The following is a 25,387-nucleotide window of genomic DNA, read 5'->3' on the forward strand; positions in this document are numbered from 1 at the left end:
CGCGTGCGCGGCGGCCACGGAGGGAGGACTCCCGGCGGTCGCGGAACTCATCGCCCGCCGCCGCGGGACCGGCCCCGGCGGCACGGCACCGGGGGCCGGACGGCCGGGTCGTCGTGCGCGTCGCTACCGACGCCCCGGCTGTCCGACGGCTCGCGTCGGCGTGCGTCAGGAGACGGCCACCGGGGTGTCCCGCAGGGTGACGTTGGCGTGGCTCTCCTGGAAGCTCTGGTCCGAGACGAGGGTCAGCCGGGCCGTGGACCGGAACTCCGGCAGGGTCCTGGAGCCGCACGACACCATCGTCGTTCTGAGCTTGGCGACGGTCAGGGCGAGGCCTTCGTCGAGGTCGCCCGCGTACGGTACGTATCCGTCCACGCCCTCCTCGAAGACCAGCCCCTGGCCCCCTCCCTGGCCGTAGCGCTGCCAGTTGCGGGCCCGGTTGGAGCCCTCGCCCCAGTACTCCTTGACGAAGCCGTCGCGGGTGGGCAGCTTCGCGCCGGCCGCCTGGTCGAAGCGCGCGAAGTACCGCCCCATCATGACGAAGTCGGCTCCCATCGCCAGGGCCAGGGCCACGTGGTAGTCGTGCACCAGCCCGCCGTCGGAGCAGACCGGCACGTACTCACCGGTGCGCTCCACAAACGCGTCCCGGGCCGCGGCGACGTCCAGGACGGCGCTGGCCTGACCGCGGCCGATGCCCTTCTGGTCGCGGGTGATGCAGATGGAGCCGCCGCCCACGCCGACCTTGACGAAGTCCGCGCCCGCCTCGGCGAGGAAGGTGAACGCCTCGCCGTCGACCACGTTTCCGCCGCCGACCGGGATCTCCGGATAGTGCTTCTTCACCCAGGTCAGAGCCTGTGCCTGCCAGTCGCTGTAGCCGTCGGAGGAGTCGAAGCACAGCACGTCCGCACCCGCCTCCAGCAGGGCCGGGACGCGCTCCTGGTAGTCGTGCGTGTTGATGCCCGCGCCCACGCGCAGCCGCTTGGCCGCGTCCACGAGCTGGTTCGGGAAACGCTTGTTGTCCGCGTAGTCGGAGCGGAACACCAGATACTGCAGGCGCCCCTCGGTGTCCAGCACCGGGAGGCAGTCCAGCCGTTCGTCCCACAGCCGCGCGTTGGCCTCGGAGAGCGTGAGGTCGGGCCCGGCGTGGGCGAGGTCGGCGACCGCGGTCATCCGGCCGCTGACGGGGCCGTCGAGATCGTGACGCTGGGGGTGGAAGTCCCGGGAGGTCACCAGCCCGAGCAGGCGGCCGGTGGCGGTCCCGTCGTCGGTCACCGCGGCGGTGCTGTGACCCGTGCGGCGCATGACGTCGACCAGATGACCCAGGCTGTCGTCGGGCCGGACGTTGGTGTCGCTGGTGACGAAACCGGCCTTGAAGTTCTTCACCTGGCGGACCGCCGCGGCCTGGTCCTCGACCGGCTGGTTGTGATGCAGGAAGCTGAGACCGCCGTTGCGCGCCAGGGCGATCGCGAGCTCGGGTGTGCTGACGGCCTGCATGATCGCGGAGGTGAACGGCGAGAGCAGCTCGATCGCCGGCGATGTGCCGGCGATGTGCCGCACCAGCGGCGCGCGCAGCTCGACGGTCGCGGCCGAGGTGTCGGTCCGAGTCCGGTTCGGCAAAAGCAGGAACTCGTTGAACGTCCGTGAGACCTCGGCGATGATCTGTGCCACTCGTTCCTCCTGACCCGTCGGCCGGGGCCCGGCTGACCCCGCCGTGATCGCCCCCGTGTTCCAGGGCCCGGGCAGGCAGAGACCGGCACAGCGGACGTGGAGGAGCCACCGGCCGCGGCAGAGCCCTGACCGGCCCGTGGATCGAACGGGGTGCGGTCGTGACCTGGAACCATAGCGGCCGGCGCGGCAGTTGTACGAATCGTGGTCGGCGCGGCCGGACTCGGTGGCGGGCCGCCGCGCGGCGCACGGCCGGCGCGGCGTTCAGAGCGGCCCCGGGCCGAGGGCGGCACGCCGGTGCTCGCCCGGCGGCACACCGTAGGCGGCGCGGAAGGCCCGGCTGAAACTCTCGGGACCGCCCCACCCCCACCGCAGGGCGATGTCACGCACGGACATGTGCCGAAGTGCCGGGTCGGCCAGGTCGGTGTGGCATCCCTCCAGCCGCCGACGGCGGATCGAGGCGGCCACCGTCTCGTCGTGGTCGCGGAAGAGCTGGTGCAACTGCCGTAGCGAGATGTGGTGGTGGGCGGCGACTGCCGCCGGATCGAGTCGGGGATCGGCCAGGTTGTCCTGAAGGAAGAGGTCGATACGGGCCAGGAGGAGTTGGCGGCGGGTCTCCGCCGGCAGGCGCGCCGCCGCGTCGGCCCGTTCCGCCAGGAATCCGGCGGCCAGGTCCAGGCTGGTCACCCCGAGCCGGGCACAGTCCCGCTCGGTCAGCTCCCGGGCCTCGCCCGCCACGGCGACCAGGTAGTGGGCGAGTATGCGGCCCATACCGTTCCCGGCGGACAGCGTGTGCGCGAGCACACCGCGGAGTCTGGACTCGGGCACGGGAATCAGCGCTCTCGGCAGGTTCAGCACGATCGCCCGCGAGCCCCCGTCCCCCGGTTCGCAGCCGGCCACGCCCCGGTACGGGGACGAGGACGACCACATCGCGAAGTCGCCCGGACCGAGCCGGGCCTGGCTGCGCCCCTGGGAGACGGCCATGGACCCGCCGAGGATGAGCGCGAGTTCGTAGCTCTCCGGATCACCCTGGCGCACGAGTGCGGACGTCCGCTCGGAGCACAGTTCGGGGAAACGCATCGTGGTGAGGTGCAGGCGCCCCAAGGGCAGGGCGCCGATACTCCCTTCGAAGCGGTCGGCGTCGCTGGTGATGTGCACCGGTGCCACGCCCCGGCCGACGGCCTCGCGCCACCAGGTGAACTGCTCCTCCTGCGGTAGACCCGCGGTGTCGAAGTACGTGTACGCCATGAGCTGCCCTCCCGGGAGACTCCTGCTGGTACACCCACGGTGCTCATGGTCGGCGGCGGTGGGCCACGCACACCCCGGAACATGGCCGGGCCGTCGCCCGAAATGGCTGACGCGTCCTCGATACGGACATGCGCACGCGCGGCGGCACGGGTTTCCGCGGGGGCCGCTCGTTGTCCGGTTCTTGCCGTGTTCCAGGCCATGCCACGGCCCCGACCGGCTACCAACCGGCCGCCAACCGGCGCCCACCGAATGGTTGGACAGGAGAGCCGGGCGCATACCAGACTCCCATCTGATGGTTGGAGATCAACTCTCCGGCCCCGACCAGGAGGATCCATGTCCGCGCGCCAGCCCGCCGCCGCTCCGTCCATCCACCGCCGCGCCGTGATCACCTGGCTGGCCGTCTACCCGACCATCACCCTCGTCCTCGCCCTGATCGGCCCGGCCATGGCCCATCTGCCGCTCCTGCTGCGGACGTTGATACTCACCGTGATAGTCGTCCCCGTCGCCGCCTACGTCCTCATCCCGCTGCTGACGAAGGCCAACGCCGCGCTGGCCCGGCGCTGACCACGCCCCGGGCCGGCTGCGCCCCGGTTTCTCAGGGGGGCCCGGGCGGGGGCGGCGGATCGGGGTCGGTACGTACGTGCGCCCACCTTGCCATTACCGCAAGTTTCGATCGAGGAGACCGGCCGTCACGCGGGCCACGCGGACATCCTGCGGGAGCTGATCGACGGCTCGACCGGGCGTTGACCGGCCGTTGACCGGGATGGACGCCTGACCGCCCTGGTGCACCCCACCGTGAAGTCCCGGCCACCGGCCGCCGGCAGACGGCCCGTCAAGCAGCCCGCTCCGACCCAAGCGCCGAGCCGGCCGTCTCGCCCCATGTGGGGTAGTCGGTGTAACCGGTCGGCCCGCCCACGTACATCGTGTACTTGTCCCGCACCTCGTTCAGGGGCGCGCCGCCGCGCAGGCGCTCGACCAGGTCGGGGTTGGCGAGGAAGGCGCGGCCGAGCGCGATCACGTGGGCGCCCGCCGCCAACAGGCGCTCGGCCGCGCTCCGTCCGCCGTCGGCGGGCAGGGGGGCGGGCCAGCCGAGGTCCGGGTTCGCCATCAGCGTGCCCGGCCAGGCGCTGCGGACGAGGGCGAAAACCGGCTGCTCCGGGTCGGCCGACTCCAGGTGGAGATAGGCGAGTTCGAGATCCGCCAGGACCCCGATGAGCTCTGTGTAGATGGCTTCGGTGTCGCCCTCCTCGATCCCGTTGACGGTGTTCCCCGGTGAGATTCGCAGCCCCGTACGGTCTGCTCCGATCGCGTCGGCCACGGCCCGCGTCACCTCGACCGCGAAGCGGACGCGGCGGGACACCGAACCGCCGTAGGCGTCATCGCGTCGGTTGGTGTTCTCGGCCATGAACTGGTGCAGGAGCATTCCGTTGGCGGCGTGCACCTCGACCCCGGAGAAGCCCGCGTCCACCGCGTTGCGGGCCGCCTGGGCGAAGTCGGCGACGGTGGCGTGGATGTCCTCGACGGTCATCGCGCGGGGCACCACCGAGGGCCTGCGTCCGGTGGGGGTGTGGATCGTCTCGGGCAGCGCTGCCGGCGACGGGGCCACCGGCGTGAGCCCGCTGTTGTCCGGGTGACCCACCCGTCCCCCGTGCTGGAGTTGGAGGAACATCCTGCCGCCCGCGGCACGTACCGCGTCGGTGACACGCCTCCAGCCCGCGATCTGTGCCGCGTTGTGGATCCCGGGGATGTTGGGGTAGGTCTGTCCCACGGGGCGTTCGGTGTGGTGCCCTCGGCGATGATCAGCCCGGCCGCGGCGCGCTGGGCGTACTGCGTGGCCATCAGCTCCCCCGGGACTCCGTCGGCTCCGGCCCGGTTGCGTGCCTTGTCGACGCCTCGCGGTTGGCCGCCGCCCTCAGCCGTCCTCGGCCCGCCCCGCGCGTGTCCCCCTGGTTCGGCTACTCTCCGCTCGATCCGGCCCACTTGGCGGACAGCGACGCGGTCGTCTTCGTCAAGGATGTCCCGTAGAGGCGGGAACCGCCCGCACTCCATCTCCCGCGCGTTCTCTACGAGCTACGCGTCCGGTCGCCGTGTCGCGTTCTCCGCATGCGTGCGGAAGTCGCGGGGGCGGTGGCCGGTGAGTCGCAGGACCGTGTCGGTGACGCGGTCCTCGGCCCCCTCCGCGATGTCCCTGTCCATGCCCGCGAGCATGGCCGCGAACTCGGGAGGCATCAGCTGGGCCAGGCGCTCGCGCATCTGCTCGTACGTCAACTGGTGGTGCTTGACGGCGCGTTCGGTCACCTCGCTGAGGACGGCCGCGACCTCCGCGTGGCTGAGCGCCTCCGGGCCGGTGACGATCAGGTCGGTGTTGGGAGGCTGGGGGTCGGTGAGCGCGTACACGGCGACGGCCGCGATGTCGTCGGCGTCCACGACGGCCACCCGCCCCTCCCCCGTCGCCGTCAGGATCGCCCCTTCCTCGCGGACGCTCCGGGCGTGCAGGTGGTCGCCGGTGTAGTTCTGCATGAACCAGGACGGCCGCAGGACCGCCCACTCGTCGAAGAGGCCGGGCAGGGCCTGGTGCACCTGGCCGACGGCAGGCCCACCGGCGGGGATCGCCGAGGAGCTGAGCAGCACGGCCCGCCGTACTCCCAGCTCCCGGGCCTGCTCCAGGAAGGGGAGCATGACGTCGGCCGGCGTCGGGGAGCCGAGTGGCGGGACGAGGTATACGCCGTCGGCCCCGCTCAGCGCCCGCCCATGGGTCGAAGGGTCGTACCAGTCGAAGCGGACACGCCCCGGACCGTCGGCGGCGGGCTCGTGCCGGCTCGCCGCTCTCACGCCGTGCCCCCGCGCGGCGAGGCCACGGGCCACACGGCTGCCGGTGGTGCCGGTCGCTCCGATGACCAGGAAAGTGGCAGGCGTGTGCATCAAACCGCCCCCGGTGCTCATCGCACCCTCCCCGCGAAGTCGGCCGCGCCGTCCTGGGGAACCGCCAGCGGATTCCAGTAGTCCCGGTAGTGGGTGATCCGGCCGTTCGTCACGGAGACCACGGCGATGTACGTCATGTCGAACGGATCGCCACTGGCCACCAGCCGCCCCACCCCTCTCATCTCGGCCACGATCGTCTCCGGATCGACGGTCTGATGGATCGTCACGTCGGCGAAGTCGTGGAGGTCGATGTGGTCGGGGTAGTGGCGCATGTAGTCGGAGATCGCGCCCTTGCCCTCCAACCGGTCCGGCCACCCGGGAGGGGCGAAGGGAAACGTCAGCAGACCGTCGTCGTCCCACAGGTCCACCCAGGCCGGGATGTCCTTGTCGAGCAGCAGCCGCAGGCCGTGGCGGAACAGCTCCGCCGGTTGCGCGGGCGTGGTCATGGGGGTTCCTTCCGATACGATACGGACCAGGGGTCCGCTTAGTGGAGACGATACGGACCTCGGGTCCGTTTACGCAACCGGAGGAACGCTGTGCCCGAACGCAAGCCCCGCGCGGACGCCGTGCGCAACCGCGAAGCCGTTCTCGCAGCCGCCGACCGGCTCTTCGCCCAGTGCGACCGGCCCGAGCAGGTCACCATGGCCGACATCGCCGCCGAAGCCGGCGTCGGCAAGGCGACCCTCTTCCGCGGCTTCACCGATCGCACCGGACTCATCCGCGCGCTCTACGAGACCCGCCTCGCATCGGTGCGCGAGGCCGTCATGGACGGCCCGAGTCCCCTCGGGCCCGGCACCGAGCCCGGGGAGCGCGTCATCGCGCTGCTCGACGCGATCCTGTGCTTCAAACTCGACCACCGCCACCTCTCCCTGGCCCTGGAGTCCGCGGGAAGTGACAGCCCCTACGGCGCGGAGCACTACGGCTGGTGGCACGCCACCCTCCGGGACATCCTGGAGCAGCTCCCCGGATTCAGCGGCGCCGACTTCGCGGCGCACGCCCTGCTGGCGGCCGTCCGCGCGGACCTGGTCGACTACTTGACCGACCGCCACGGCATGGCGCGTGAGCAACTGCGTGCGGAACTGGCCGCGTTCGCCGCGCGGACCCTGCTCCACCGTCAGGGGAACGGGCGGGTCCGGCCGGGCGGCGACACCCGGGCCGAGCAGTGAGGCGGTGGCCCTGGGTACCCCTCACTCCTGAGCCGTCAGACAGAACTGCACCAACCCCGCGTCCACGTCCAGGATGACCCGCTTCATCTCCGACCACGGCGGGTGGAAGCTGGTGCCCCACTCGACGGTGAAGGCGAGGATCTTGCTCTTCGCCGGGTCGACGAAGTGGCGCGAGAAGGCGTAGTCGTCGCTGGTTCCGCTGGTGGGGTAGAGGTGGAAGGCGGACATCGGCGTGTAGGTGCGTCCGCGTACACCGTGCAGTGCCCGGCAGAACCGCTCCGCGAGCAGGACGGCGTTGTCGGCGTCGTCCTTCGGGATGTACTCGGCGTAGGCCAGGTCACCGGCGACTCCGCGTCTGCCGTCGAAGTCGGGGTTGCGGAAGTTCTTGTCCGGATCGAGCGTCTGGTTCTCGTCGTCGCCCCAGACGAAGAGGATGTCCTCGGAGTAGCTGTGCACGTCGACGAACCAGCGCGTCCGGGGGAACGCGTCGAGGAGCCAGCGCACATTGCGGGTCTCGGGCTCGGAGAACGCGCTCGGGCCCTCGTACACCTGCACGTCGCAGGGGTCGGCCGAGACGCGCGGACCCGCCGACGGGTCGAAGGCGGTGGCGAAGTCGAAGAGGAAGTCGAAGTTGCGGTTGATGTCGACGCCGACGCAGTCGGGGCTGCCGCCCGAGTTCGCCGGGTTGCGGTTCTTGCGCCACATCGGCTCGACGGTCTGGCTGTAGTGCCGGCCGTCCGGGTTGACGAGCGGAAGGACGACGACGTCCAGGTTGTCCAGGACGCTCCGCACCTGGTCGGCGGTGAAACTCGTGCCGCCGTAGCCCAGGCCCGTACCGGCGCTGCGGGCTTCGAGCAGGTCGGCCGCGAGGTGCACGAGGATCTCGCAGCTGCCCCATTCACGGGCGTGGACGCCCCCGATCAGCACGACAGCGTCCTTGGTTCCGGCGGGGGCGGCGCCGATGCGCAGGGCGTGGCCCGCACGTCCCTCCACGGAGGGTTCGGGCAGGTCGATGAGCTCGCACTGCGCGGGGAACGCGGCGGCGAGACTGGTGACGGCGGACTCGACCTCGGTGGTGTTGAGATACGACATGGTGTCCCTCCTAGGCTTCCTTCACCTTGAGGGCCAGTCCGCGCGGAACCGCGTCCGCCGGGGCGAACCGGTCTCCCTCGCCGACCTCGGCCTGGCGCGCGCGCCCGGTGGCGGTGGCGTTCTCCAGCGTGGTGACCACCACGCCCTCGCGTTCGAGGGCCTCGGCCTCTTCCGGGGATACGTAGGCGTCGATGCTGAAGGTGCCGTCCTCGCCCCGGCGGGGACGGCCTCCTACGTCGGGCCGGGCCTCGCGCAGCACTGCGCGGAGGGTTTCGGCGTCCCTGGCCGTGACACGGACGCGGATGATCTCGTACGGGGCAGTGGACATGGCGACCTCTTCCGGGCGCCCCCGGGCTACGCGGCGGGCGTTGGCGACAGCCGGATCGGCTCACACTTCGGCGCTCTTCCGGCTCACCCGTCGCCCACACATCAGCGATGCCGATGGCGCGGGCGCTGACGTACACAGAGTGGTGAAGGCCGGGACGTACCCGACGTATACCTTGTTTTCCGGTGCTGTCTTCAGCGTGCGCTTCCGCCGTAGAACGCGTCAAGTCGCGCCAGAAGCGGACGATGTGTCCGATGTCCGCGAGTCGGCGGCCAGGGATGGTGTCGGCGGCGCGCAGGGGGAAGTGCAGCTTCTCGACACTCCACTTCCCCATCAGCGCGAGCGGCCCGGGAGCGCAGCTCAGGCACCCGGCGGGGACGCCGGCGCGCGGTGTGCGGACGGTCGTGCAACGCGAGACCGCCGCCCGTCGCGGCGCCGGGGGGCCCGTCGGCGCGGGGTCGCGGCCCCGCTCACAGGCCGGAACCCCCGGTCGCGTCGACCACGCGCCCGGTCACCCAGCGTGCGTCGTCCGAGGCGAGGAAGGCCACGATGTCGGCCACGTCCTCCGGCTGCCCGACCCGCCCCAGTGCGGCCAGGGCAGCCGCCTGGGCTTCGGCCGACGGGTTGTCGCGCAGCCAGGACGCGTTGACGTCCGTGTCGATGATCCCGGGAGCGACGGAGTTCACGGTGATTCCCCGGGAGCCCAGGCTCTTGGCGAGGTTGAGGGTGAAGGTGTCGAGCGCACCCTTCGTGGCGCTGTAGGCGATGATCTCCGGCATGGCCAGGCGTGCCGCGCCGCTGGAGATGTTGATGATCCGGCCGCCCTCGCGCAGACGCGTCAGGGCGTGCTGGACGATGAAGAACGGGGCTCGCACGTTCACCGCGAAGACCTCGTCGAAGTCCTGCTCCGTCAGCCCGGCCAGCTCGGTGCTGCGGCCGATGCCCGCGTTGTTGACGATGATGTCGACGCCGTGGGCGGTGGAGGCGGCGGTACCACCGCCGGTACCGGTGGCAGCGTGGACGTCCGGTGCGTACGCGGCGATCGCGGCGTCGAAGGCCGCCCACAGGTTCGCCGCGTCGCCGTGCTGCCCGAGCGTGGCCTTCAGTGCGACCGCCCGGCCGCCGTCCTTCTCGATACGGGCGACCACTTCCCGGGCCGCGGGCAGGTCGCTGGTGTAGGTCAGGGCGACCAGGGCGCCGTCCCCGGCGAGGCGTTCCGCGATGGCGCGGCCTATGCCCCTGCTGCCGCCGGTGACCAGCGCGACCTTGCCCTCAAGCCTGCCCTCACGCTTGTCTTCAAAGCGCTGCGTTCCCATGGTGGTTGACCGCCCCTCTTAATTGTTGGTGGATCACTCAAGAAATAACGTAACACGTTTGTTGAGCGCGCGCTCTAAAATGGTGGGCATGAGCGAGACACCCGCGAAGCGAGGGCGGCCACGGACCTTCGACCGCGCCGAGGCGCTGACGGCCGCCACGCGGCTGTTCTGGGAGCGCGGTTACGCATGCACCTCCATCGGCGACCTCACCGAGGCGCTGAGCATCAAGCCGGGCAGCCTCTACGCGGCGTTCGGGGACAAGAAGTCCCTGTTCAAGGAGGTGGTGGGCAGTTACGGCCGGTCCCCCGCCGGCGCGTTCATGAGGGTGGCGCTGGAGGAGGAGCCCACGGCGTACGGCGCGTTCGCCCGTATCCTCCGCGAGGCCGCCGTCATCTACTCCGACCCCTCCCACCCGGCCGGATGCCTGACCATCACCGCGGCGACCCATGTCACCCAGCAGGACGCCGAGGTGGCGGTGTTCCTGCGCACCTTGCGCAACGCGAACCTGGCGACCTTCGAAGACCGGCTGCGCCGGGCCCAGTCGGCGGGCGAACTGCCCGCCGACGCCCGGCCGCGCGCGCTCGCCGCGTACTTCGCCACCGTCATCCAGGGCATGTCCCAGCGGTCGCTGGACGGCGCCACGGCGGACGAACTGAACGAGACCGTCGAACTGGCGCTCGCGGCATGGCCGGGGGCGCGAACGCCGGATCCGCTCTCGGGCGAGCAGCGGGCTTGACGCACCCCGCAACCCCGCACGGCGCGCAGTGACCGGCAGACACCGTGATCCGGCAGGCCCGGTGTCGGAGCGTCGGCTCCGCCACGCGGGGTGGCGCCCGGTGACCGGGAGAGCGCATGGTCGTTGCTCTCCCTGGAGACCTCGGGACGGGACGAGGCTACTGACTAGGAGCCGAGCGATGACCCCAGTGACCGATGTCCACTACCGGCAACACGTCCTCCCGTACTACCGGGCCTTCGGCTCCCGCTTCGGGTACACGGCACTGCTCGGTCGCACGCGGCACTTCGGCTGGTACGAGCCGGGTCACTCCCCCTGGGCCTTCACCGCGGCCATGCGGCGCATGGAACGCGTCGTGGCCCGCAAGCTGGACCTCCCCGCGGCGTCGGTGGTGCTCGACGCCGGATGCGGGGTGGGGGACACGGCCCGTACGGTCGCGGCGGCGAGCGGCGCGTACGTCACCGGGATCGACGGGATCGAGCCGGACGTGGCGATCGCGCGGCAGCGGTCGGCGCGGGCCGGCGAGCCGGGTGGGCGTACGCGCTTCCTGCTGGGCAACTACCACGCGCTGCCGTTCGCCGACGCCTCCTTCGACGGCGTCTACACGATGGAGTCCTTCGTCCACTCCCCCGACCCGGGGCAGGGGCTCGCCGAGTTCTTCCGCGTCCTGCGCCCGGGCGGGAAACTGGTGATGTGCGAGTACTCAAGCACTCCGCAGGATCGTCTGTCGCCGCACGCGTGGTCCGCGCTGGTGAGGGTCTGCGAGCTGTCCGGCATGCCCGGCATGCTCACGATGACCCACGGGCACCTCGAACGGCTTCTTCAGGAGGCCGGGTTCGGGGTCGAATCGGCCTACGACGCGACGGAGAAGATGCTGCCCATGCTGCGGTGCTTCTCGGTGCTCGGCCGGCTGCCGTACGCGGTGGCGCGCGGCGTGGGCCGCGGCGACAGCCTGGTCAACGCGATGAGCGGGGTGGAGATGTACCGGCATCGGGAGACATGGCGGTACAACATCTGCGTGGCCACGAGGCCGTAGGGACAGCCGACGCAGGCCCAACAGCTCGGAACCGAAGTCCGTCCCGGGAAACCGCCCGCGAAAAGCGCCCGGAAAAAAACTTCGCCGCCGATGTCGAGAAGCCGTGCCCGGCTCCGTCCCCGTAGTGAACGCGACCACAATGGGCCGCACCACTACCGAGGAGCCCCACCATGGCCAAGTACCTGCTGCTGAAGCACTACCGCGGCGCCCCGGACGCCGTCAACTGCGTACCGATGTCCCAGTGGACGCCGGAGGAGATCTCGGCGCACATGCGGTACATGCACGACTTCGCCGACCGGCTCGAGAAGACCGGGGAGTTCGTCGACGCCCAGGCACTCGCCCCCGAGGGCACCTTCGTCCGGTACGACGGCGAGGGGCGCCCGCCGGTCACCGACGGGCCGTTCGCCGAGACCAAGGAGCTCATCGCCGGCTGGATGGTCATCGACGTCGACAGCTACGAGAGGGCCGTGGAGCTGGCCGGGGAACTGTCCGCCGCCCCGGGGGCCGGCGGGAAGCCGATCCACGAGTGGCTGGAGCTGCGCCCGTTCCTCGCCGCCCCTCCCACCGTCACGGAGTGACCTCACCCATGGACCAGGCCCTGCTCAGGAGTCTCACGCCGGGCGTGCTCACCGTCCTCGTCCGCCGCGGAGCCGACTTCGCGGCGGCCGAGGACGCCGTGCAGGACGCGCTGGTCGAAGCCGTCCGCGTCTGGCCCGCCGATCCGCCCCGTGACCCCAAGGGGTGGCTGGTCACCGTCGCCTGGCGCAAGTACCTCGACCAGGTACGGGCCGACACGGCCCGCCGCCGGCGCGAGGAGGTCCTCGAACAGGAGCCGGTGTCCGGGCCGGCGCCCGCCGCCGACGACACGCTCCGGCTCTACTTCCTGTGCGCCCATCCGTCGCTCACGCCCTCGTCCGCCGTCGCGCTCACCCTGAGGGCCGTCGGCGGGCTCACCACCCGCCAGATCGCCCAGGCCTATCTGGTGCCGGAGGCCACCATGGCCCAGCGCATCAGCCGGGCCAAGCGGACCGTCTCGGGCGTACGGTTCGACCAGGCGGGCGATGTGGCGACCGTGCTGCGCGTCCTCTACCTGGTCTTCAACGAGGGGTACTCGGGCGACGTCGACCTCGCGGCCGAGGCCATCCGGCTCACCCGGCAGCTCGCCGCCCGGGTCGACCACCCCGAGGTGGCGGGCCTGCTCGCGCTCATGCTGCTCCACCACGCCAGGCGCGCCGCCCGCACCGCGCCCGACGGCGCCCTGGTCCCGCTCGCCGAGCAGGACCGGGACCGCTGGGACACCACGTCGATCGCGGAGGGCGTCACGATCCTGCAGTCGGCCCTCTCCCGCGACCGGCTCGGCGAGTTCCAGGCCCAGGCCGCCATCGCGGCCCTCCACGCGGACGCACTCAGAGCCGAGGAGACCGACTGGGTGCAGATCGTCGAGTGGTACGACGAGCTCGCGCGTCTGACCGACAGCCCCGTCGTCCGGCTCAACCGCGCGGTGGCCGTCGGCGAGGCGGACGGACCGCGCGCCGGGCTGGCCGCGCTCGCCGAACTGGACGAGTCGCTGCCCCGCCACACCGCGGTGGCCGCGTACCTCCACGAGCGCGACGGAGACGTGGCGACCGCGGCCCGGCTGTACGCGGAGGCGGCCCGGAAGGCGCCCAGCCTCGCCGAACGCGACTACCTCACCCGGCAGGCCGCCCGGCTCCACACCCGCGGGGGCCCGTGACGCACCGGCGCCGGACCCGTCACGGCCCGTCCGCCCCCGCCCCCGTACGCAGATAGGCCCCCAGTCGGGCTATCGCCGACGGGTTGCGGGGGCTCTCGACCAGGTCCGCGTAGTCGAGGACGAAGATACGCCGGTGCTTGACGGCGGCGACGTTGCGCAGGGGGGCGTAGGACAGCAGGAACTTCTTCTTCTCCTCGGCGCTCACGTCGCCGTAGTCGCAGATGACGATGGTGTCCGGGTTCCGCTCGACGACGCTCTCCCAGCCCACGGTGGTCCAGGAGTCCGCCACGTCGTGCATGACGTTGACCCCGCCCGCCTCGGTGATGATCTGCTCCGGCGCGGCATAGCGGCCCGAGGTGAACGGCGTGCTCCGGCCGCTGTCGTAGAGGAAGACCGAGGGCCGGTCGGCGCCCTTGGGTGCCCGCGCCCGGACCTCCGCGATCTGCTTCTTGAAGTCGCGGACCAGCGCGGCGGCGCGCTCCTCGACGCCGAAGAGCCTGCCGAGGTTGGTGAGGTCGGTGTAGAGGGCGTCGAGCGGCGGCATGATGCCGCGCGAGGACGCCGTACGGCCGTTGTGGCACGACTCGGTCAGGATGTACGAAGGGATGCCGAGCTTCTTCAGGGCTTCGGGCGTGAAACCGCCGTCCTCACGGAAGCCGTAGTTCCATCCGGCGAAGACGAGGTCGGCGCGGGCGTCGAGGACGTTCTCCTTGGTGAGCTGGTCCCTGGACAGCCACTTCACCTTGTCGTAGCCGGCCTTCCAGGGCAGTTCGCCCACCTTCCCCTTGTCGTCGGGCATGGCGAATCCGGCCATGCGGTCTTCGAGGCCGAGGGCGAACATCAGCTCGGTGATGCCGACATCGTTGGTGACGACCCGTGCGGGGACCTTGTCGTACGTCACCCGACGGCCGCAGTTGGTCAGGGTGATCGCGGAGGAGCCGGTGTCCCCGGAGGACTCGACCGTGGCACCGCAGCCGGTGGCGGTCGCGGCGAGACAGACAACGGCGGCGAGCAGCTTGCGCATGGGCGTCCTCATGGGGTGGTGGGGCTGGGCAGGTCGAACAGCAGCTGGACGGCGCCTGTCCCGGGGTGGTGTACGCGGTGGGCGCGGACGCCGAACACCGCCTCCAGCAGGGCGGGTCGCAGTACGTCGTGCGGTGGCCCGCTGGAGACGATCCGGCCGCCGTCGATGACGTACAGGACGTCGCAGTGGGCGGCGGCGAGGTTGAGGTCGTGCAGTGCGGCGAGCACGGTCAGACCGCTGTCGCGGACCCGGGAGAGGAGGTCCAGCTGGTGGGCGATGTCGAGGTGGTTGGTGGGTTCGTCGAGGACCAGGACCCTTGGCCGCTGGGCCAGTGCCCGGGCGATGAGGACACGTTGCCTCTCCCCGCCGGAGAGGCCGAGGACGCCGCGGTCGGCGAGGTGGGCGACGCCCGCGCGTGCCATCGCGCGGGCGCAGATCTCCCGGTCGGACGCGGCCGTACGGTCGCGGTGGGGCAGCCGGCCCATGGCGACCACCTCGGCGACGGTGAAGTCGAACTGGGCCGCGGAGTCCTGCGGCAGCGCGGCCAGGACCCGGGCGGCGGCCCGCGGGTCCATGGTGTGCAGGTCGTCGCCGTCGAGCCGGACCGCGCCACCGGCCGGGCGCAGGCCCCGGTACACACAGCGCAGCAGGGTCGATTTGCCGCTGCCGTTGGGACCGACCAGTCCCACGAACGCCCCGGTGCCCACGGTGAGGCGGATGTCCTCGACCAGCCGGGTGCCGGAGGCCTCGATCGTCACGTCGTCGATGTCGAGCCGCATGCTCAGCGACCTCCGAACGCGTAGCCGCCGCGCCGCATCAGCAGCAGGAACGCGGGCACCCCGACCACCGCGGTGATCACACCGACCGGCAGTTCGGCCGGGGCGAGCAGCAGCCGGGACAGCACGTCCGCCCACACCAGGAGCACCGCCCCGGCGAGCGGCGCCACGGCCAGCACCCGACGGTGGTCGGCTCCGACGAGCATCCGCGCGACATGCGGCACCATCAGGCCGACGAACCCGATGGCCCCGCTGACCGCGACGACGGTGCCGGTGACGGCCGCCGTCACGACGAACAACTCCCGGCGCAGCAGGGCCGGTTGCACACCCAGGGCGGAGGCGGTCTCGTCGCCCATGGCGAGCGCGTTGAGCGCCTCGGCGCGCCACCGCAGCCAGCCCCATCCGGCGGCCACCGTCACCGCGGCGAGCGGCACCTGCGCCCAGGTGGCGCCGCCCAGGCTGCCCAGCAGCCACATCATCGCCGACCTGGCCGCCTCGCCCCGGGCCGCGCCGAACACCATCACGGTGGTGAGGGCCTGGAAGCCGTAGGCCAGTGCCGTGCCGGTCAGGATGAGCCGCAGCGGTGTCAGCCCGTGCGGCGAGCGGGCCACGGCGTACACCAGCGCCATGGCCGCGAGTGCCGAGGCGAACGCCGACACCGACAGCGCCCACACCCCGAGTCCGGCGAACGCCCCCAGCAGGATGACGGCGTTGGCGCCCACCGCCGCACCCGAGGAGATGCCGAGGACGAACGGGTCGGCCAGCGCGTTGCGCACCATCGCCTGCACGGCGACACCGACGGACGCGAGGCCCGCCCCGACCACCGCACCGAGCAGGACCCGGGGCAGCCGGATCTCCCAGACGATGGTGTACGAGGCGGCCTCGCTCGCGTGCACGGTCGCGCCGGTGAGCCCGGCCCACAGGAAGCGGGGCACGTTCGGCCAGCCGACCCCGGCTGCTCCGAGCCCCACACCGCCCGCCAGGGACAGCAGGAGTAACAGCCCCAGGGCCAGGCCGAGTGGCAGCACGGGTATCCGGCTGGGGACTGTGCGTCGGTGCACGGGAGGGGCCGTCCTTCGTAGGGGCCGCCTGCTGGACATCGCGCAGGAGACGGCCCGTACGGCCGTACCGACCGCGCGGGTCCCCCCGGCTCGCAGTCCACGGCGAGCAGTCAACGGGTCGCTGGCCCTCCGCGGGCGATCGGGCTCACGCGGCGGACCATCGGTCGCCGCGCACACCGTTGCGGGTCAGCGCCGGACTCTCACCGGACTTCCCCCGCGGGAGGCAAGGGGAGCCTAACAAACCGTGTCCGTGATGTGCGGCGGCGCCGGGCCTCGTACGGCCCATCGCGGCTTGCCGACGGGGGTGGCGGGTGTTGAGGTCGGAGCCATGGGCAGTGAGGGCGACGCGGCCGACGGGCGCAGGCGCAGGGTGACCGGGCAGAAGGTCTTCGCCAGCGACTTCCGCCCGGTGGATCTGGCCGCCCTGGGGTGGCCGGCGGACTGTCTGCACGCCCTGCTGCTGCGCAGCCGGCATGTGGACCGGCCCTTCACCGGCGTGGACTTCGGGGAGCTGCCCGTGGAGCTGCGGCCCGACGTGGTGGTCACCGCCGCGGACCTCCCCCAGCCCCCGTACAGCAACCGGGTGTCCGCCGACGACGTCCAGGCGCTGCTGCCCGCGGGTGAGCGGGCGGACTACGTCGGTCAGCCGGTGGCCGTGGTGGTCTACGGCGACTTCGTACGGTTCCGGCGCGCGGCTCAGGAGCTGCGCGAGGGCGCGGCGCCGGTGACCTACGGCCCCGCGCCCACGGGAGGCGAGCCGTCGCCCGGCGAGGAGCAGCAGATCACCGAGGACCTGGAGGCGTGGACGCGGCGGGAGTTCACCGGCGCGCAGCGCCAGGCGCACTATCTGCTCGACGCGACCGTCCCGGGCGGCTACTCCCACTGGAACAAGGGCCGGGTCGCCTACGACGCCGCGCAACGCACGTTCGTCAGGAACGGGCAGCCCGACCCCGACGCGGAGCAGCTGTTCCTGGCGGTCGAGGACGACATGGACGCGCCCGGTGCGCTGCGCGCCGTCACCACGACGTTCACCCAGCAGATCGATCCGGCGTTCCTGGAGCCGGAGGCCGGACTGGCCTGGCTGGACCGCTCCTCCGGCACGCTGCACCTGGTGCTGGGTACGCAGTCGCCGCACGGCGACGTGCCGGACATCCAGACGTTGCTGGGCCATGCCCACCCGACCGTGCGTTCCGTGCGGCTGTGGTCGAAGGACTGCGGCGGCGGGTTCGGGGGGCGGGACAAGTCGCCGTTCCCGTACTACCTGGCGCTGGCGGCGGTGTTCGCGCCCGGCCCCGTCCGGCTGGCCTATGACCGGCGCGAGCAGTTCCAGGGCGGTCTGAAACGCCATGCCTCGGCCGTCCGCAGCTGGATCCGCGCCGAACCGGACGGCAGGATCCGGGCGATGCGCTCGTTCGTGGTGCTGCACGGCGGTGTCGAGGCGAACCTCAACGGGCCCGTGCTGGGGCTCGCGGCCCTGCACGCCACGGGCCCCTACCGGGTGCCACGGGCCTCCGTGCACGCCATCGTGCTGGAGCGGCCGATCCCCGCCGTCGGTTCGATGCGCGGCTTCGGCATCCCGCAGGTGGCGTTCAACCTGGAGACCGCGATCGACCGGTTCGCCGTGCGGGACCTGGGCATGGATCCCATCGACTTCCGTCTGGCCAACGTCGTCCGCTCGGGCACCGCCGACCCGGCCGACGCCCCCGACACCGACCTCGCGGGCACCCCGCTGCGGTTCCACGTCGCCGCCGCCGATGTGTGCGCGGCGGCTCGGGAGCACCCGCTGTGGCGGGAGCGCGACGAGGAGCGCGCCCGGGTCGCCGGGCGCGGCGACGGCGCCCTGTACGGGGTGGGCTTCGCCTGCTGCATGGAGGCGTACGGAACGACCCAGGACAGCGTCTACACGGCGGTACGGGTGGGCCCGGACGGCCGGGTGGTGGTGTGGGGCCAGAGCGTGGAGATGGGACAGGGCTCCCGGGGCGCCCTGGAACAGGCCGTCCAGGAGGTGCTGGGCGTGCCGGCGGTGGCCCGGCTCGGTGAGGTGGGTCCCTTCGAACGGTTCGCCCAGCGGCTCAAGGAGGCCGGGTCGCACGACCAGGTGAAGATCTCGCTGTCCCACGGCGCGAGCAGCGCCTCCAAGACGGCGTTCTTCCATGTGCACGTCGTCAGGGAGGCGTGCCGGGCTCTCCTGCGCCTGCGTCTGCTGCCCACGGCACGCGCGCTGCTGGAAGAACCCGCACTGACCGACGACGAACTGCTGGCGGCCTGGCAGGACGGCGCGGTGCGGCTGCCGGGCCGGCCCGTGGTGCCGCTCGCGGATCTGGCGCGTGAGCTGGAGCGTACGGGAGCGCAGACCTGCGTCATGGCGCACGGTTTCTTCTGCAACGGCTGGTCGCGGGCGACGTTCCGGACGGACGGGGTGACCCACGAGGCGTCCGTCGACGCGCTGGCGCTCGTCCGCTCCCCCGACGACGACCCCGTACCGCTTCCGCCCGTCGGCCCGCTGAGGGCTCCCCCCGCGCGAGGACCCGGCGGGGACTTCGTGCCGCGGTCGCTGTACGCGGCGGCGGGCCATCTGATCGGTGTGGAGGTCGTGCCGGGACGCGGGACGATCCGGGTGGTGGACGCGGTGACGTTCCTGGACGCGGGCGACCCGCTGCTGCCGTCCGCGCTGGAGGGCCAGGTGGAGGGCGGGCTCGCCATGGGTATCTCCCACACCCTCCACGAGGAGCTGCCCCCGGAGACCGGCGCCGGCCCCTACGTCAACTTCGACCGCTACCGCCTTGCCCGGTACGCCGACCTCACCGGGATCCGGCGCCGGACGGTGCTGATGCCGCTGCCCGCGACGGGCGTACTCGGCGCCGGCGGCCCGGACCTGCGGCACAAGGGGGTCGGGGAGGCGACCATGACGAGCGTCGCGCCCGCCGTCGCCAACGCCGTCGCGCACGCGCTGGGCCACGGCGACGACCGCTGCTGGCCCTCGCGCACCCCGATCCGCCTGGCGGACCTGGTTTTCCCCGACGACGGGCGGTCATGATGCAGGAGCCGGACACCGAGCTGGATCTGACCGTCAACGGCGTTCGCCATCAGGGGCGTTCCGTGCCCGGCGACATGTCCCTCGTCCACTTCCTGCACGAGGACCTGGGCCTGACCGGCACGAAGATCGGCTGTTCCATCGGGGAGTGCCGGGCCTGCACGGTCGCGGTGCGCCCCCGCGCCCAGGCCCCGCTGGTGACCCGTCAGGCCTGTATGACCAGCATGCGGCACGTCCGGGGGTGGGAGGTGACCACCGTGGAGGGGCTGGCGGCCGGGGACGCGCTGCACCCCGTACAGCAGGCGTTCCTGGACCGTCAGACGTTCCAGTGCGGGTACTGCGCGGCCGGTTTCGCGGTCGCCGCGAGCGTCGTCGTCGACCACGTCTCACGGGGCGGGGCCGACGAGACCGGGCAGCCGCTGGAGGAGACGGTCGACACCGTCCTCGGCTCGCACGTGTGCCGCTGTACGAACTACGAGCGGTACCGGGCGGGCGTGCTGACCGCCGTGCGGGAGGAACAGCGCCCCGCCCCGCCACCGGCGCCCGCGCCGACCGGACCGGCGGCCCGCGGGAGCGCCCCTGGTCCGCTCCGGACGCCCGCGCTGACCGCGGCGGACACCGAACGGCTCGGCTACACCCCGGTGTTCGACGACCCGTCCCTCGAACTGATCCGACTTCTGCGTGACGGCGCGGAGATCGAGCACTCACTGCTCGTGCAGTACCTCTACGCGGCCTTCTCGATCAAGGTGCCGCGCTTCGCCGACCTCGCCGGCTGGCCCAGCCACCGCTACGGGGGCCGGCCGCTGCACCTGATGGGTGTGGCCATCGAGGAGATGACCCACCTCGACATCGTCAACTCCCTGCTCGTCGCGCTCGGCGCGGCCCCCCACCTCGGCCGCCAGCAGTTCCCGTACGAGCAGGACATCTATCCCTTCGACTTCGTGCTGGAACCGCTGAGTCTGCGGAGCCTGGCCAAGTACGTGTACGTCGAGGCGTCGCCCAGCGCGGTCGATCCAGCCGAGCAGCACACTCCCGAGGACCGGGCCTTCGTGGACCGCCTGTACGAGGTGCTCGGCGCGGCGGCGCCCGCCGCCCCGCGCCCCAACCAGGTGGGCAGCCTCTACCGGAAGGTCACCCGCGTACTGGAGTTGCTGCGCGACCGGGAGCCGGACCGGCTCGACTACACGTCCTGGTTCGCCAGACTGGAGCTGCTGCGCGAAGAGGGCGAGAGCGAGCACTTCACGCTGTTCAGGTCCATGTTCGAAGGTACCCATCCCGCTCTGCGGGAGTGCTCCGACGTATGGAATCCGGCCGGCCCGGACCACCCGGTGGTTCCGCTGAACCACTCCAGCGGGCTGCCCCCGTCCGGCACCCCCGTCCCCGACGAGCCGGTCCCCGCGCTGCGGCACCTCGCCAATCTCCACTACTGGGCGGTGTGCATGCTGCTGGACGCGTCCTACCGGCAGGGCATGCGCTTCCACAGCGCCGCGCGCAGGCACATGACCGGCCCGCTGCGCGCCCTGGGGACCGCGCTGGCGCACCGGGGCGAAGGCCTTCCGTTCGACGTGTTCGTCGCTGGGTACGCCGCCGGGCTGGACGACACGGAGAACCTTCGTCTGACCCACACCATGGTGCGGCAGATCGTCCTCGACCAGCAGCGCTACGCCCGCCACCTGCCGTACGACTACCCGGCCAACTGCGCGCCCGAGACGCTGTGGGAGCTGTCGTCGGTGCTGCGGAGTCTGTTCCGCCGAGGGTGAGGACCGGCCGGCCGGGGCGATCCGCCTGAGCGGTCGCCCTAACGGGTCACCACGGTGTGGACCGGGTAGATCTTCGGCTCCGCGCCATGGACGCCGAGCTCCTCCAGGACCGGAAGGACGATCTTGCCGAACTCCCGGAAGGCCTCTTCCGACTCCCATACGTCGACGACGAGCCAGCCGTTCGGAGTGGGAGCGGCGGTGTGCGAGACGAGGCCGGCCGCCGGCCAGTCCGCAGGGCTCTTGACCGGGCCGGGCCGCCCGGCGACCTTCTCCGCGCTCTGCTCGTACTGGGCCTCGGTCATCCCTGCGAATTCAAAGATCACGACGATCGCCATGCTGGGCTCCCGGACAGTGGTGAGTCTGAACGGGCTCAGTCGACCACCTAGGTGAACCCCCCGCGCGCCCGCTGAGCCGAACGGCCGCAAGCCCCGCACAGGCCCGAACGCTTCCGGTCCGCGGCCCCGGGTGCCGCCCGACCGGACCGGCCGAGCGGCACCCGGGGGCGCCGGGTCGGCCCCGGCGCCCCTGGCGCGGTCAGTCGTTGACGCAGGTGTTGCCGGCGGCGGGGTTCAGCAGGCCGACGATGTCCACGCTGTTGCCGCAGATGTTGATCGGCAGGTGGATGGGCACCTGGATCACGTTGCCCGAGAGGAATCCCGGGGACCCGATGGCCGCACCCTTGGCACCGGCGTCGGCCGCCGCCGCGCCAGTCCCGGCGATCACACCGGCAACAGCGGCCACGGCAACGAAGGCAGTGCGAATACGCATGTCTCTCCCAGATTTCGGTGGAACGAGGTGACCGCCGAAGCCCATCACGCCGAGCCGCGCCGACTCATCGGTTAATCGTCCCGTTTGGAGAGATTCACCCCCGGGAGACACGCGTTTGACCCATTGGGCGCAACCGCGCCCCTGCCCCTCAGCCGCGCGCCCGCCGACCGCCTCCCCTGGAAAAATCGATTGCCCTGGATCGGCGCCGCCCCACACCATCGTCGCTCGTGACCACCACCACGGCATCCCCCACCACCCGCTCACGTCTCGCCGGACTGCTGCCGGACCTCTCCCCATGGCGGTCCTCCGCCGACTTCCGGCTGCTCTGGGTGCAGGGCATCGTCGCGATCTTCGCCAGTTCGATGGCCATGGTCGCGCTGCCGCTCCAGATCAAGGAGCTCACCGACTCGCCGCTGGCGGTGGGGGCGATGGGGCTGGTCGAGCTGGTGCCGCTGGTGGTGTTCGGGCTGTACGGCGGGGCGCTCGCCGACGCCGTGGACCGCCGCAAGGTGATCCTGGTGACCGAGGCAGGACTCGCGGTGCTGGCGGTGCTGCTGCTGGGCAACGCGGTCCTGGCCACGCCCCGGCTGTGGCCCCTCTATGTGGTCGCGGGGTGCGTCTCGGCCCTGGCCGGGCTCCAGCGGCCCGCGCTGGACTCGCTGCTGGCGCGCATCGTGCCGCACGAGCAGCAGACGGCCGCCGCCGCGCTCAACGCGGTGCGCTGGCAGATCGGGATGATCGCGGGTCCGGCAGCCGCCGGGCTGGTGGTGGCGTACGCGGGTCACGGCACGGCGTACGCCCTGACGGCGGCGGGCTTCCTCGGCTCGGCGCTGCTCTGCCTGCGGCTCTCCCCCGCGCCGCCCGCCCACGGCGCGGACAGGCCGTCCCTGCGCGGCATCGCCGAGGGCGCGCGCTACGCGTGGTCGCGGCCGGTGCTGCTGGGCACGTACGCCGTCGACCTGGCGGCGATGTTCTTCGCGTTCCCGAACACGATCTTCCCGTTCCTCGCGGACGAGCTGGACGCGCCGTGGGCCCTGGGCCTGATGTACGCCGCCGGGTCGGCCGGATCGGTGCTGGTCAGCCTGACCAGCGGCTGGACCGCACGGGTGCGGCGGCACGGGCTGCTGGTGGTCTTCGGGGCCGCCGGATGGGGGCTGGCGATCGCGGCGGCCGGCTGGTTCTCCGACATCTGGCTGGTGCTGCTCTGTCTGGGCGCGGCGGGCGCCGGCGACATGCTGAGCGGTCTGGGGCGCTCCACGATCTGGAACCAGACGATCCCGGAGCGGTTGCGCGGACGGCTGGCGGGCATCGAGGTGCTCTCGTACAGCGTCGGGCCGCAGCTGGGCCAGGTCCGGGCGGGCGGGATGGCGGGGTGGACGGGCACCCGGTCCGCCTTCTGGTCCGGGGGCCTGGCCTGTCTGGCGTCCGTGGCCCTGCTCTCGGCCGCCCTGCCGAAGCTGGTGACCTACGACGCGGACACGGACGAGGAGGCGCTTCGCCGTAAGGCGCAGCGGCAGCGGGGCCCGGCGGCGTAGGGCCGGGCCTCCGGATTCGGGGGTCTCAGACCAATTCGGGCTGGGGTTCCGATTCCGACTGCCCCGCAGGCGCGGTATCCGTTTTCCACCCCTTGGTGGTCCGTACGTATCCGTAGACCACTGAGCCCATTGCGAGAAGAAGAAGGGGACCGAACACCAGCGGATATTCGGCCATTTCCAGCGACAGAAAGCGGTACGAGAGCAGAAGCGCGGCGAAGACCGTCACCCCGTAAAGGACCAGCTGGATTCCCGACCGTTCCCAGCCCCGGTCGAAGGAGCGCATCGCCGCTTCTGTCGTGAGGGCGAAGACGACGCCGGCGAGGAGATCCGCGCCGTAGTGGTATCCGAATCCCAGCGTCGCGCTGAGCGTGGCGACCAGCCAGAACGTACCGGCGATCCGCCCGATCCGCGGGGCGTTGCGGGAATGGATGAAGATCGTGGTGGCCCACGCGGTGTGCAGGCTGGGCATGCAGTTGCGCGGCGTGACCTCGTCGTACGGGAAGGGGTGCGGGGCGCCGATGGAGGGCACCGTGTGCGGCCACATCTGGGCCAGCGCCCAGGGTTCGCCGCCGGTGCCGAAGGCGCCGTCGCCGTAGGTGAAGACCGGTCCGACCACGGGGAAGAGCATGTAGACGGCAGGTCCGACCAGGCCGATGACCAGGAAGGTGCGCACCAGGTGATGGCCCGGGAAGCGGCGCTCGGCGGCCACGTTGCGCAACTGGTACAGCGCAAAGAGGGCCGCCGCGAGCGGCAGCTGCCCGTAGACGAAGTGGAGGATGTGGGAGCCGACCGGGCCGCCGGCCTCGACGATCCGGCCCGCCACCCAGGAGGGGTTGCCCAGCGCGTGGTCGGCGGTCACCACGTACTGGTCGAGCACGTCCGTGCGGGTCTTCGAGGTGATGAGCAGCCAGGTGTCGCCCGTCTTGTGGCCGACCACCAGGAGCATCCCCAGCCCGACGCCCTTGAGCATCAGGAGGCGTTCCTTGCCGGTGCGGCGGGTGACGGCGATGACGGCACAGGCCAGAATCACCCACAGCGGACCGTTCCCGAAGGCCATCTTGGCGTCGACGGCCCAGCGCACCAGCATGAAGACGGCGTCGATACCGACCGCGAACCCGGCGGCGATGAACCGTTGCCGCCAGGTGAGCACCACCATCATCAGCGCCATGCCGGCGTACAGGAGCGGCCCCGATTTGGGGGCGACGACCAGCTCCGGAACCTGGCCGGTGATCGGCCCGGACATACCGTAATAATGCGCGGTGATCTCCAGTGCGACGAAAAACCCCAGGGTCGCCACGCCTACGGCAGCCCACAGAATCCCCCGCGGCCGACGCAGCGCGGAGAAATCCATTCTGAAGTTTATTCGCGAAAGCACCCGCGGTATTATCGAGTTCAATTATCCGGCCGATGTGTGAGATTTTCCGTTAATAGGTCGCCCCTCGTGCCGGACAGCGTGTTTCTCCGGTTAAGGACAGGCGTTGAGGGCGACCGCCGTTCGATCATGCTATCGGAGCGGGGCGGGTGGTTTGCCGGGCCACGGGTGGCGCGAGGCCCCCCGGGCGGCCGGCCGGGGGGCCTCGGCAAACGCGGGCGGGGAGAGAGGGTGATCCTTTCGCCTTACGGAGTGAGGACTCGCGCGGCGGCCGTAAGAGCGACACGCCACGGGTATCCCTCCGGCGGCCCCTCCTCCGGCTGATTCGGAATGAATGCTTCCTCGCCGTGAAGCACGGTCACTCCCGCCGCGCGCAGTGTCTCCACCGAGCGCTCGAACGCGGGGTGCCGCACCTGAGCGGCGTTGACGCAGGGCATCGCCACGGTCGGAATGCCCCTGCCGATCGCCTCCGCCACGACGCCGATGACAAAACTGTTCGTCAGCCCGAGCGCCCACGCGTTGACCGAGTTGAAGGTGGCCGGCGCGAACAGGACGGCGTCGGCCTCCGGCCACACCTCGGGCTCGCCGGGCCGCCCGTAGTCGAAGCGCACCGGATGCCCGGTCAGCACCGCCAGCCCGTCGAGGCTGCCCTCCAGCCAGCGGGCGGCGGACGGCGTGAGCCCGAGGCAGACGTCCCAGCCGTCGGCCTGGGCGGCCTCGACGACCCCGGCCACGTCGAAGACCGGGGGCGCCGCCGAGCAGAACAGATAAAGAGTCCGAGGCATCGTCATGACACCCATCCCACCCCGGCAAGTGGATCACATG

Annotated in this window: 23 protein-coding genes and 3 pseudogenes; 11 read left to right on the plus strand and 15 right to left on the minus strand. The window is 71.8% G+C overall.

Annotated features, from left to right (window positions below):
* Window positions 1-165: 165 nt before the first annotated feature.
* Window positions 166-1,665 (minus strand): IMP dehydrogenase, encoded by a 1,500-nt coding sequence (locus ACZ5ID_RS18075; RefSeq protein ID WP_468898610.1) that lies wholly within the window; start codon window positions 1,663-1,665, stop codon window positions 166-168.
* Window positions 1,666-1,926: 261 nt separating this feature from the next.
* Window positions 1,927-2,910 (minus strand): AraC-like ligand-binding domain-containing protein, encoded by a 984-nt coding sequence (locus ACZ5ID_RS18080; RefSeq protein WP_468898612.1) that lies wholly within the window; start codon window positions 2,908-2,910, stop codon window positions 1,927-1,929.
* A gap of 333 nt (window positions 2,911-3,243) precedes the next feature.
* Here ACZ5ID_RS18080 and ACZ5ID_RS18085 point away from each other — a divergent pair, with 333 nt between their 5' ends.
* A complete protein-coding gene (locus tag ACZ5ID_RS18085) occupies window positions 3,244-3,474 on the plus strand; it encodes a putative antibiotic biosynthesis monooxygenase (RefSeq protein WP_468898615.1) in 231 nt (76 codons plus the stop codon).
* An 81-nt stretch (window positions 3,475-3,555) separates the two neighbouring features.
* Window positions 3,556-3,657: pseudogene (locus tag ACZ5ID_RS18090) on the plus strand (mycothiol transferase); the annotation flags it as partial.
* Between the two features lie 85 nt (window positions 3,658-3,742).
* Here ACZ5ID_RS18090 and ACZ5ID_RS18095 read toward each other — a convergent pair.
* Window positions 3,743-4,749 (minus strand): annotated as a pseudogene (locus ACZ5ID_RS18095) (alkene reductase).
* 39 nt (window positions 4,750-4,788) lie between these two features.
* On the opposite strand from ACZ5ID_RS18095, the pseudogene ACZ5ID_RS18100 reads away from it, so the two are divergent.
* A pseudogene (locus tag ACZ5ID_RS18100) lies at window positions 4,789-4,935 on the plus strand (erythromycin esterase family protein); the annotation flags it as partial.
* A 45-nt stretch (window positions 4,936-4,980) separates the two neighbouring features.
* Here ACZ5ID_RS18100 and ACZ5ID_RS18105 read toward each other — a convergent pair.
* Both ACZ5ID_RS18105 and ACZ5ID_RS18110 read right to left on the minus strand, forming a co-directional pair.
* Entirely contained in the window at window positions 4,981-5,832 is an 852-nt protein-coding gene (locus ACZ5ID_RS18105) for an NmrA family NAD(P)-binding protein (RefSeq protein ID WP_468898727.1), read from the minus strand.
* 17 nt (window positions 5,833-5,849) lie between these two features.
* Entirely contained in the window at window positions 5,850-6,278 is a 429-nt protein-coding gene (locus tag ACZ5ID_RS18110) for a nuclear transport factor 2 family protein (RefSeq protein WP_468898618.1), read from the minus strand.
* A 90-nt stretch (window positions 6,279-6,368) separates the two neighbouring features.
* Here ACZ5ID_RS18110 and ACZ5ID_RS18115 point away from each other — a divergent pair, with 90 nt between their 5' ends.
* On the plus strand, window positions 6,369-6,998 hold the full coding sequence (locus tag ACZ5ID_RS18115) for a TetR/AcrR family transcriptional regulator (protein WP_468898620.1): 630 nt from the start codon (window positions 6,369-6,371) through the stop codon (window positions 6,996-6,998).
* A 21-nt stretch (window positions 6,999-7,019) separates the two neighbouring features.
* Here the strand turns inward: ACZ5ID_RS18115 and ACZ5ID_RS18120 are convergent, their stop codons facing one another.
* The 3 genes from ACZ5ID_RS18120 to ACZ5ID_RS18130 form a co-directional block, all read right to left on the minus strand.
* Window positions 7,020-8,090: a M14 family metallopeptidase gene (locus tag ACZ5ID_RS18120; RefSeq protein ID WP_468898623.1), complete on the minus strand. Its 1,071-nt coding sequence runs from the start codon at window positions 8,088-8,090 to the stop codon at window positions 7,020-7,022.
* 10 nt (window positions 8,091-8,100) lie between these two features.
* Window positions 8,101-8,418: a hypothetical protein gene (locus ACZ5ID_RS18125; RefSeq protein ID WP_406554258.1), complete on the minus strand. Its 318-nt coding sequence runs from the start codon at window positions 8,416-8,418 to the stop codon at window positions 8,101-8,103.
* 467 nt (window positions 8,419-8,885) lie between these two features.
* Window positions 8,886-9,731: an SDR family oxidoreductase gene (locus ACZ5ID_RS18130; RefSeq protein WP_468898625.1), complete on the minus strand. Its 846-nt coding sequence runs from the start codon at window positions 9,729-9,731 to the stop codon at window positions 8,886-8,888.
* Window positions 9,732-9,810: 79 nt separating this feature from the next.
* Here ACZ5ID_RS18130 and ACZ5ID_RS18135 point away from each other — a divergent pair, with 79 nt between their 5' ends.
* The 4 genes from ACZ5ID_RS18135 to ACZ5ID_RS18150 all read left to right on the plus strand — a co-directional run bounded on the left by ACZ5ID_RS18135 (window position 9,811) and on the right by ACZ5ID_RS18150 (window position 13,232).
* Complete coding sequence (locus ACZ5ID_RS18135) at window positions 9,811-10,467, plus strand: TetR/AcrR family transcriptional regulator (RefSeq protein WP_468898730.1); 657 nt, start codon at window positions 9,811-9,813, stop codon at window positions 10,465-10,467.
* Window positions 10,468-10,645: 178 nt separating this feature from the next.
* Entirely contained in the window at window positions 10,646-11,500 is an 855-nt protein-coding gene (locus tag ACZ5ID_RS18140) for a class I SAM-dependent methyltransferase (protein ID WP_468898627.1), read from the plus strand.
* Window positions 11,501-11,670: 170 nt separating this feature from the next.
* Window positions 11,671-12,078 carry a YciI family protein gene (locus tag ACZ5ID_RS18145; protein ID WP_468898629.1) on the plus strand — a complete coding sequence of 136 codons (408 nt, stop codon included), beginning with the start codon at window positions 11,671-11,673 and terminating at the stop codon, window positions 12,076-12,078.
* A gap of 8 nt (window positions 12,079-12,086) precedes the next feature.
* Window positions 12,087-13,232: an RNA polymerase sigma factor gene (locus ACZ5ID_RS18150; RefSeq protein WP_468898733.1), complete on the plus strand. Its 1,146-nt coding sequence runs from the start codon at window positions 12,087-12,089 to the stop codon at window positions 13,230-13,232.
* A gap of 19 nt (window positions 13,233-13,251) precedes the next feature.
* Here the strand turns inward: ACZ5ID_RS18150 and ACZ5ID_RS18155 are convergent, their stop codons facing one another.
* From ACZ5ID_RS18155 to ACZ5ID_RS18165, 3 genes are read right to left on the minus strand one after another with little or no spacing between them, the layout of a single operon-like run.
* Window positions 13,252-14,256: an ABC transporter substrate-binding protein gene (locus ACZ5ID_RS18155; RefSeq protein WP_468898632.1), complete on the minus strand. Its 1,005-nt coding sequence runs from the start codon at window positions 14,254-14,256 to the stop codon at window positions 13,252-13,254.
* Window positions 14,257-14,264: 8 nt separating this feature from the next.
* On the minus strand, window positions 14,265-15,035 hold the full coding sequence (locus ACZ5ID_RS18160) for an ABC transporter ATP-binding protein (RefSeq protein WP_468898634.1): 771 nt from the start codon (window positions 15,033-15,035) through the stop codon (window positions 14,265-14,267).
* A gap of 2 nt (window positions 15,036-15,037) precedes the next feature.
* Window positions 15,038-16,132, minus strand: coding sequence for a FecCD family ABC transporter permease (locus tag ACZ5ID_RS18165; protein WP_468898735.1), 1,095 nt, complete (start codon window positions 16,130-16,132; stop codon window positions 15,038-15,040).
* 289 nt (window positions 16,133-16,421) lie between these two features.
* On the opposite strand from ACZ5ID_RS18165, the gene ACZ5ID_RS18170 reads away from it, so the two are divergent.
* Window positions 16,422-19,130 carry a xanthine dehydrogenase family protein molybdopterin-binding subunit gene (locus ACZ5ID_RS18170; protein ID WP_468898636.1) on the plus strand — a complete coding sequence of 903 codons (2,709 nt, stop codon included), beginning with the start codon at window positions 16,422-16,424 and terminating at the stop codon, window positions 19,128-19,130.
* Window positions 19,127-20,887 (plus strand): ferritin-like domain-containing protein, encoded by a 1,761-nt coding sequence (locus tag ACZ5ID_RS18175; RefSeq protein WP_468898639.1) that lies wholly within the window; start codon window positions 19,127-19,129, stop codon window positions 20,885-20,887. The genes ACZ5ID_RS18170 and ACZ5ID_RS18175 overlap by 4 nt, the downstream gene beginning before the upstream one ends.
* 38 nt (window positions 20,888-20,925) lie before the next feature.
* Here ACZ5ID_RS18175 and ACZ5ID_RS18180 read toward each other — a convergent pair whose 3' ends face one another.
* Both ACZ5ID_RS18180 and ACZ5ID_RS18185 read right to left on the minus strand, forming a co-directional pair.
* On the minus strand, window positions 20,926-21,222 hold the full coding sequence (locus ACZ5ID_RS18180; protein ID WP_468898640.1) for a hypothetical protein: 297 nt from the start codon (window positions 21,220-21,222) through the stop codon (window positions 20,926-20,928).
* A 199-nt stretch (window positions 21,223-21,421) separates the two neighbouring features.
* Complete coding sequence (locus ACZ5ID_RS18185; RefSeq protein WP_468898642.1) at window positions 21,422-21,655, minus strand: chaplin; 234 nt, start codon at window positions 21,653-21,655, stop codon at window positions 21,422-21,424.
* A 227-nt stretch (window positions 21,656-21,882) separates the two neighbouring features.
* Between ACZ5ID_RS18185 and ACZ5ID_RS18190 the strand changes: the two genes are divergently transcribed.
* Window positions 21,883-23,190, plus strand: a complete 1,308-nt coding sequence (locus ACZ5ID_RS18190) for an MFS transporter (protein WP_468898645.1) — start codon at window positions 21,883-21,885, stop codon at window positions 23,188-23,190.
* A 25-nt stretch (window positions 23,191-23,215) separates the two neighbouring features.
* Here ACZ5ID_RS18190 and ACZ5ID_RS18195 read toward each other — a convergent pair whose 3' ends face one another.
* Window positions 23,216-24,541 carry a phosphatase PAP2 family protein gene (locus ACZ5ID_RS18195; RefSeq protein ID WP_468898647.1) on the minus strand — a complete coding sequence of 442 codons (1,326 nt, stop codon included), beginning with the start codon at window positions 24,539-24,541 and terminating at the stop codon, window positions 23,216-23,218.
* A 266-nt stretch (window positions 24,542-24,807) separates the two neighbouring features.
* The gene (locus tag ACZ5ID_RS18200) at window positions 24,808-25,353 is read right to left on the minus strand and encodes a flavoprotein (RefSeq protein WP_468898650.1); all 546 of its coding nucleotides are present in this window, start codon (window positions 25,351-25,353) and stop codon (window positions 24,808-24,810) included.
* Window positions 25,354-25,387 lie beyond the last annotated feature (34 nt).

Source organism: Streptomyces sp. NPDC031670 (assembly GCF_055580545.1).

Coding starts and splice junctions, on each gene's coding strand:
- ACZ5ID_RS18150 (WP_468898733.1), top strand. CDS start 12,087: ATGGACCAGGCCCTGCTCAGGAGTCTCACGCCGGGCGTGCTCACCGTC.
- ACZ5ID_RS18200 (WP_468898650.1), bottom strand. CDS start 25,353: ATGACGATGCCTCGGACTCTTTATCTGTTCTGCTCGGCGGCGCCCCCG.
- ACZ5ID_RS18130 (WP_468898625.1), bottom strand. CDS start 9,731: ATGGGAACGCAGCGCTTTGAAGACAAGCGTGAGGGCAGGCTTGAGGGC.
- ACZ5ID_RS18145 (WP_468898629.1), top strand. CDS start 11,671: ATGGCCAAGTACCTGCTGCTGAAGCACTACCGCGGCGCCCCGGACGCC.
- ACZ5ID_RS18105 (WP_468898727.1), bottom strand. CDS start 5,832: ATGCACACGCCTGCCACTTTCCTGGTCATCGGAGCGACCGGCACCACC.
- ACZ5ID_RS18080 (WP_468898612.1), bottom strand. CDS start 2,910: ATGGCGTACACGTACTTCGACACCGCGGGTCTACCGCAGGAGGAGCAG.
- ACZ5ID_RS18180 (WP_468898640.1), bottom strand. CDS start 21,222: ATGGCGATCGTCGTGATCTTTGAATTCGCAGGGATGACCGAGGCCCAG.
- ACZ5ID_RS18125 (WP_406554258.1), bottom strand. CDS start 8,418: ATGTCCACTGCCCCGTACGAGATCATCCGCGTCCGTGTCACGGCCAGG.
- ACZ5ID_RS18165 (WP_468898735.1), bottom strand. CDS start 16,132: ATGTCCAGCAGGCGGCCCCTACGAAGGACGGCCCCTCCCGTGCACCGA.
- ACZ5ID_RS18175 (WP_468898639.1), top strand. CDS start 19,127: ATGATGCAGGAGCCGGACACCGAGCTGGATCTGACCGTCAACGGCGTT.
- ACZ5ID_RS18140 (WP_468898627.1), top strand. CDS start 10,646: ATGACCCCAGTGACCGATGTCCACTACCGGCAACACGTCCTCCCGTAC.
- ACZ5ID_RS18120 (WP_468898623.1), bottom strand. CDS start 8,090: ATGTCGTATCTCAACACCACCGAGGTCGAGTCCGCCGTCACCAGTCTC.
- ACZ5ID_RS18160 (WP_468898634.1), bottom strand. CDS start 15,035: ATGCGGCTCGACATCGACGACGTGACGATCGAGGCCTCCGGCACCCGG.
- ACZ5ID_RS18155 (WP_468898632.1), bottom strand. CDS start 14,256: ATGCGCAAGCTGCTCGCCGCCGTTGTCTGTCTCGCCGCGACCGCCACC.
- ACZ5ID_RS18110 (WP_468898618.1), bottom strand. CDS start 6,278: ATGACCACGCCCGCGCAACCGGCGGAGCTGTTCCGCCACGGCCTGCGG.
- ACZ5ID_RS18085 (WP_468898615.1), top strand. CDS start 3,244: ATGTCCGCGCGCCAGCCCGCCGCCGCTCCGTCCATCCACCGCCGCGCC.
- ACZ5ID_RS18135 (WP_468898730.1), top strand. CDS start 9,811: ATGGTGGGCATGAGCGAGACACCCGCGAAGCGAGGGCGGCCACGGACC.
- ACZ5ID_RS18195 (WP_468898647.1), bottom strand. CDS start 24,541: ATGGATTTCTCCGCGCTGCGTCGGCCGCGGGGGATTCTGTGGGCTGCC.
- ACZ5ID_RS18170 (WP_468898636.1), top strand. CDS start 16,422: ATGGGCAGTGAGGGCGACGCGGCCGACGGGCGCAGGCGCAGGGTGACC.
- ACZ5ID_RS18185 (WP_468898642.1), bottom strand. CDS start 21,655: ATGCGTATTCGCACTGCCTTCGTTGCCGTGGCCGCTGTTGCCGGTGTG.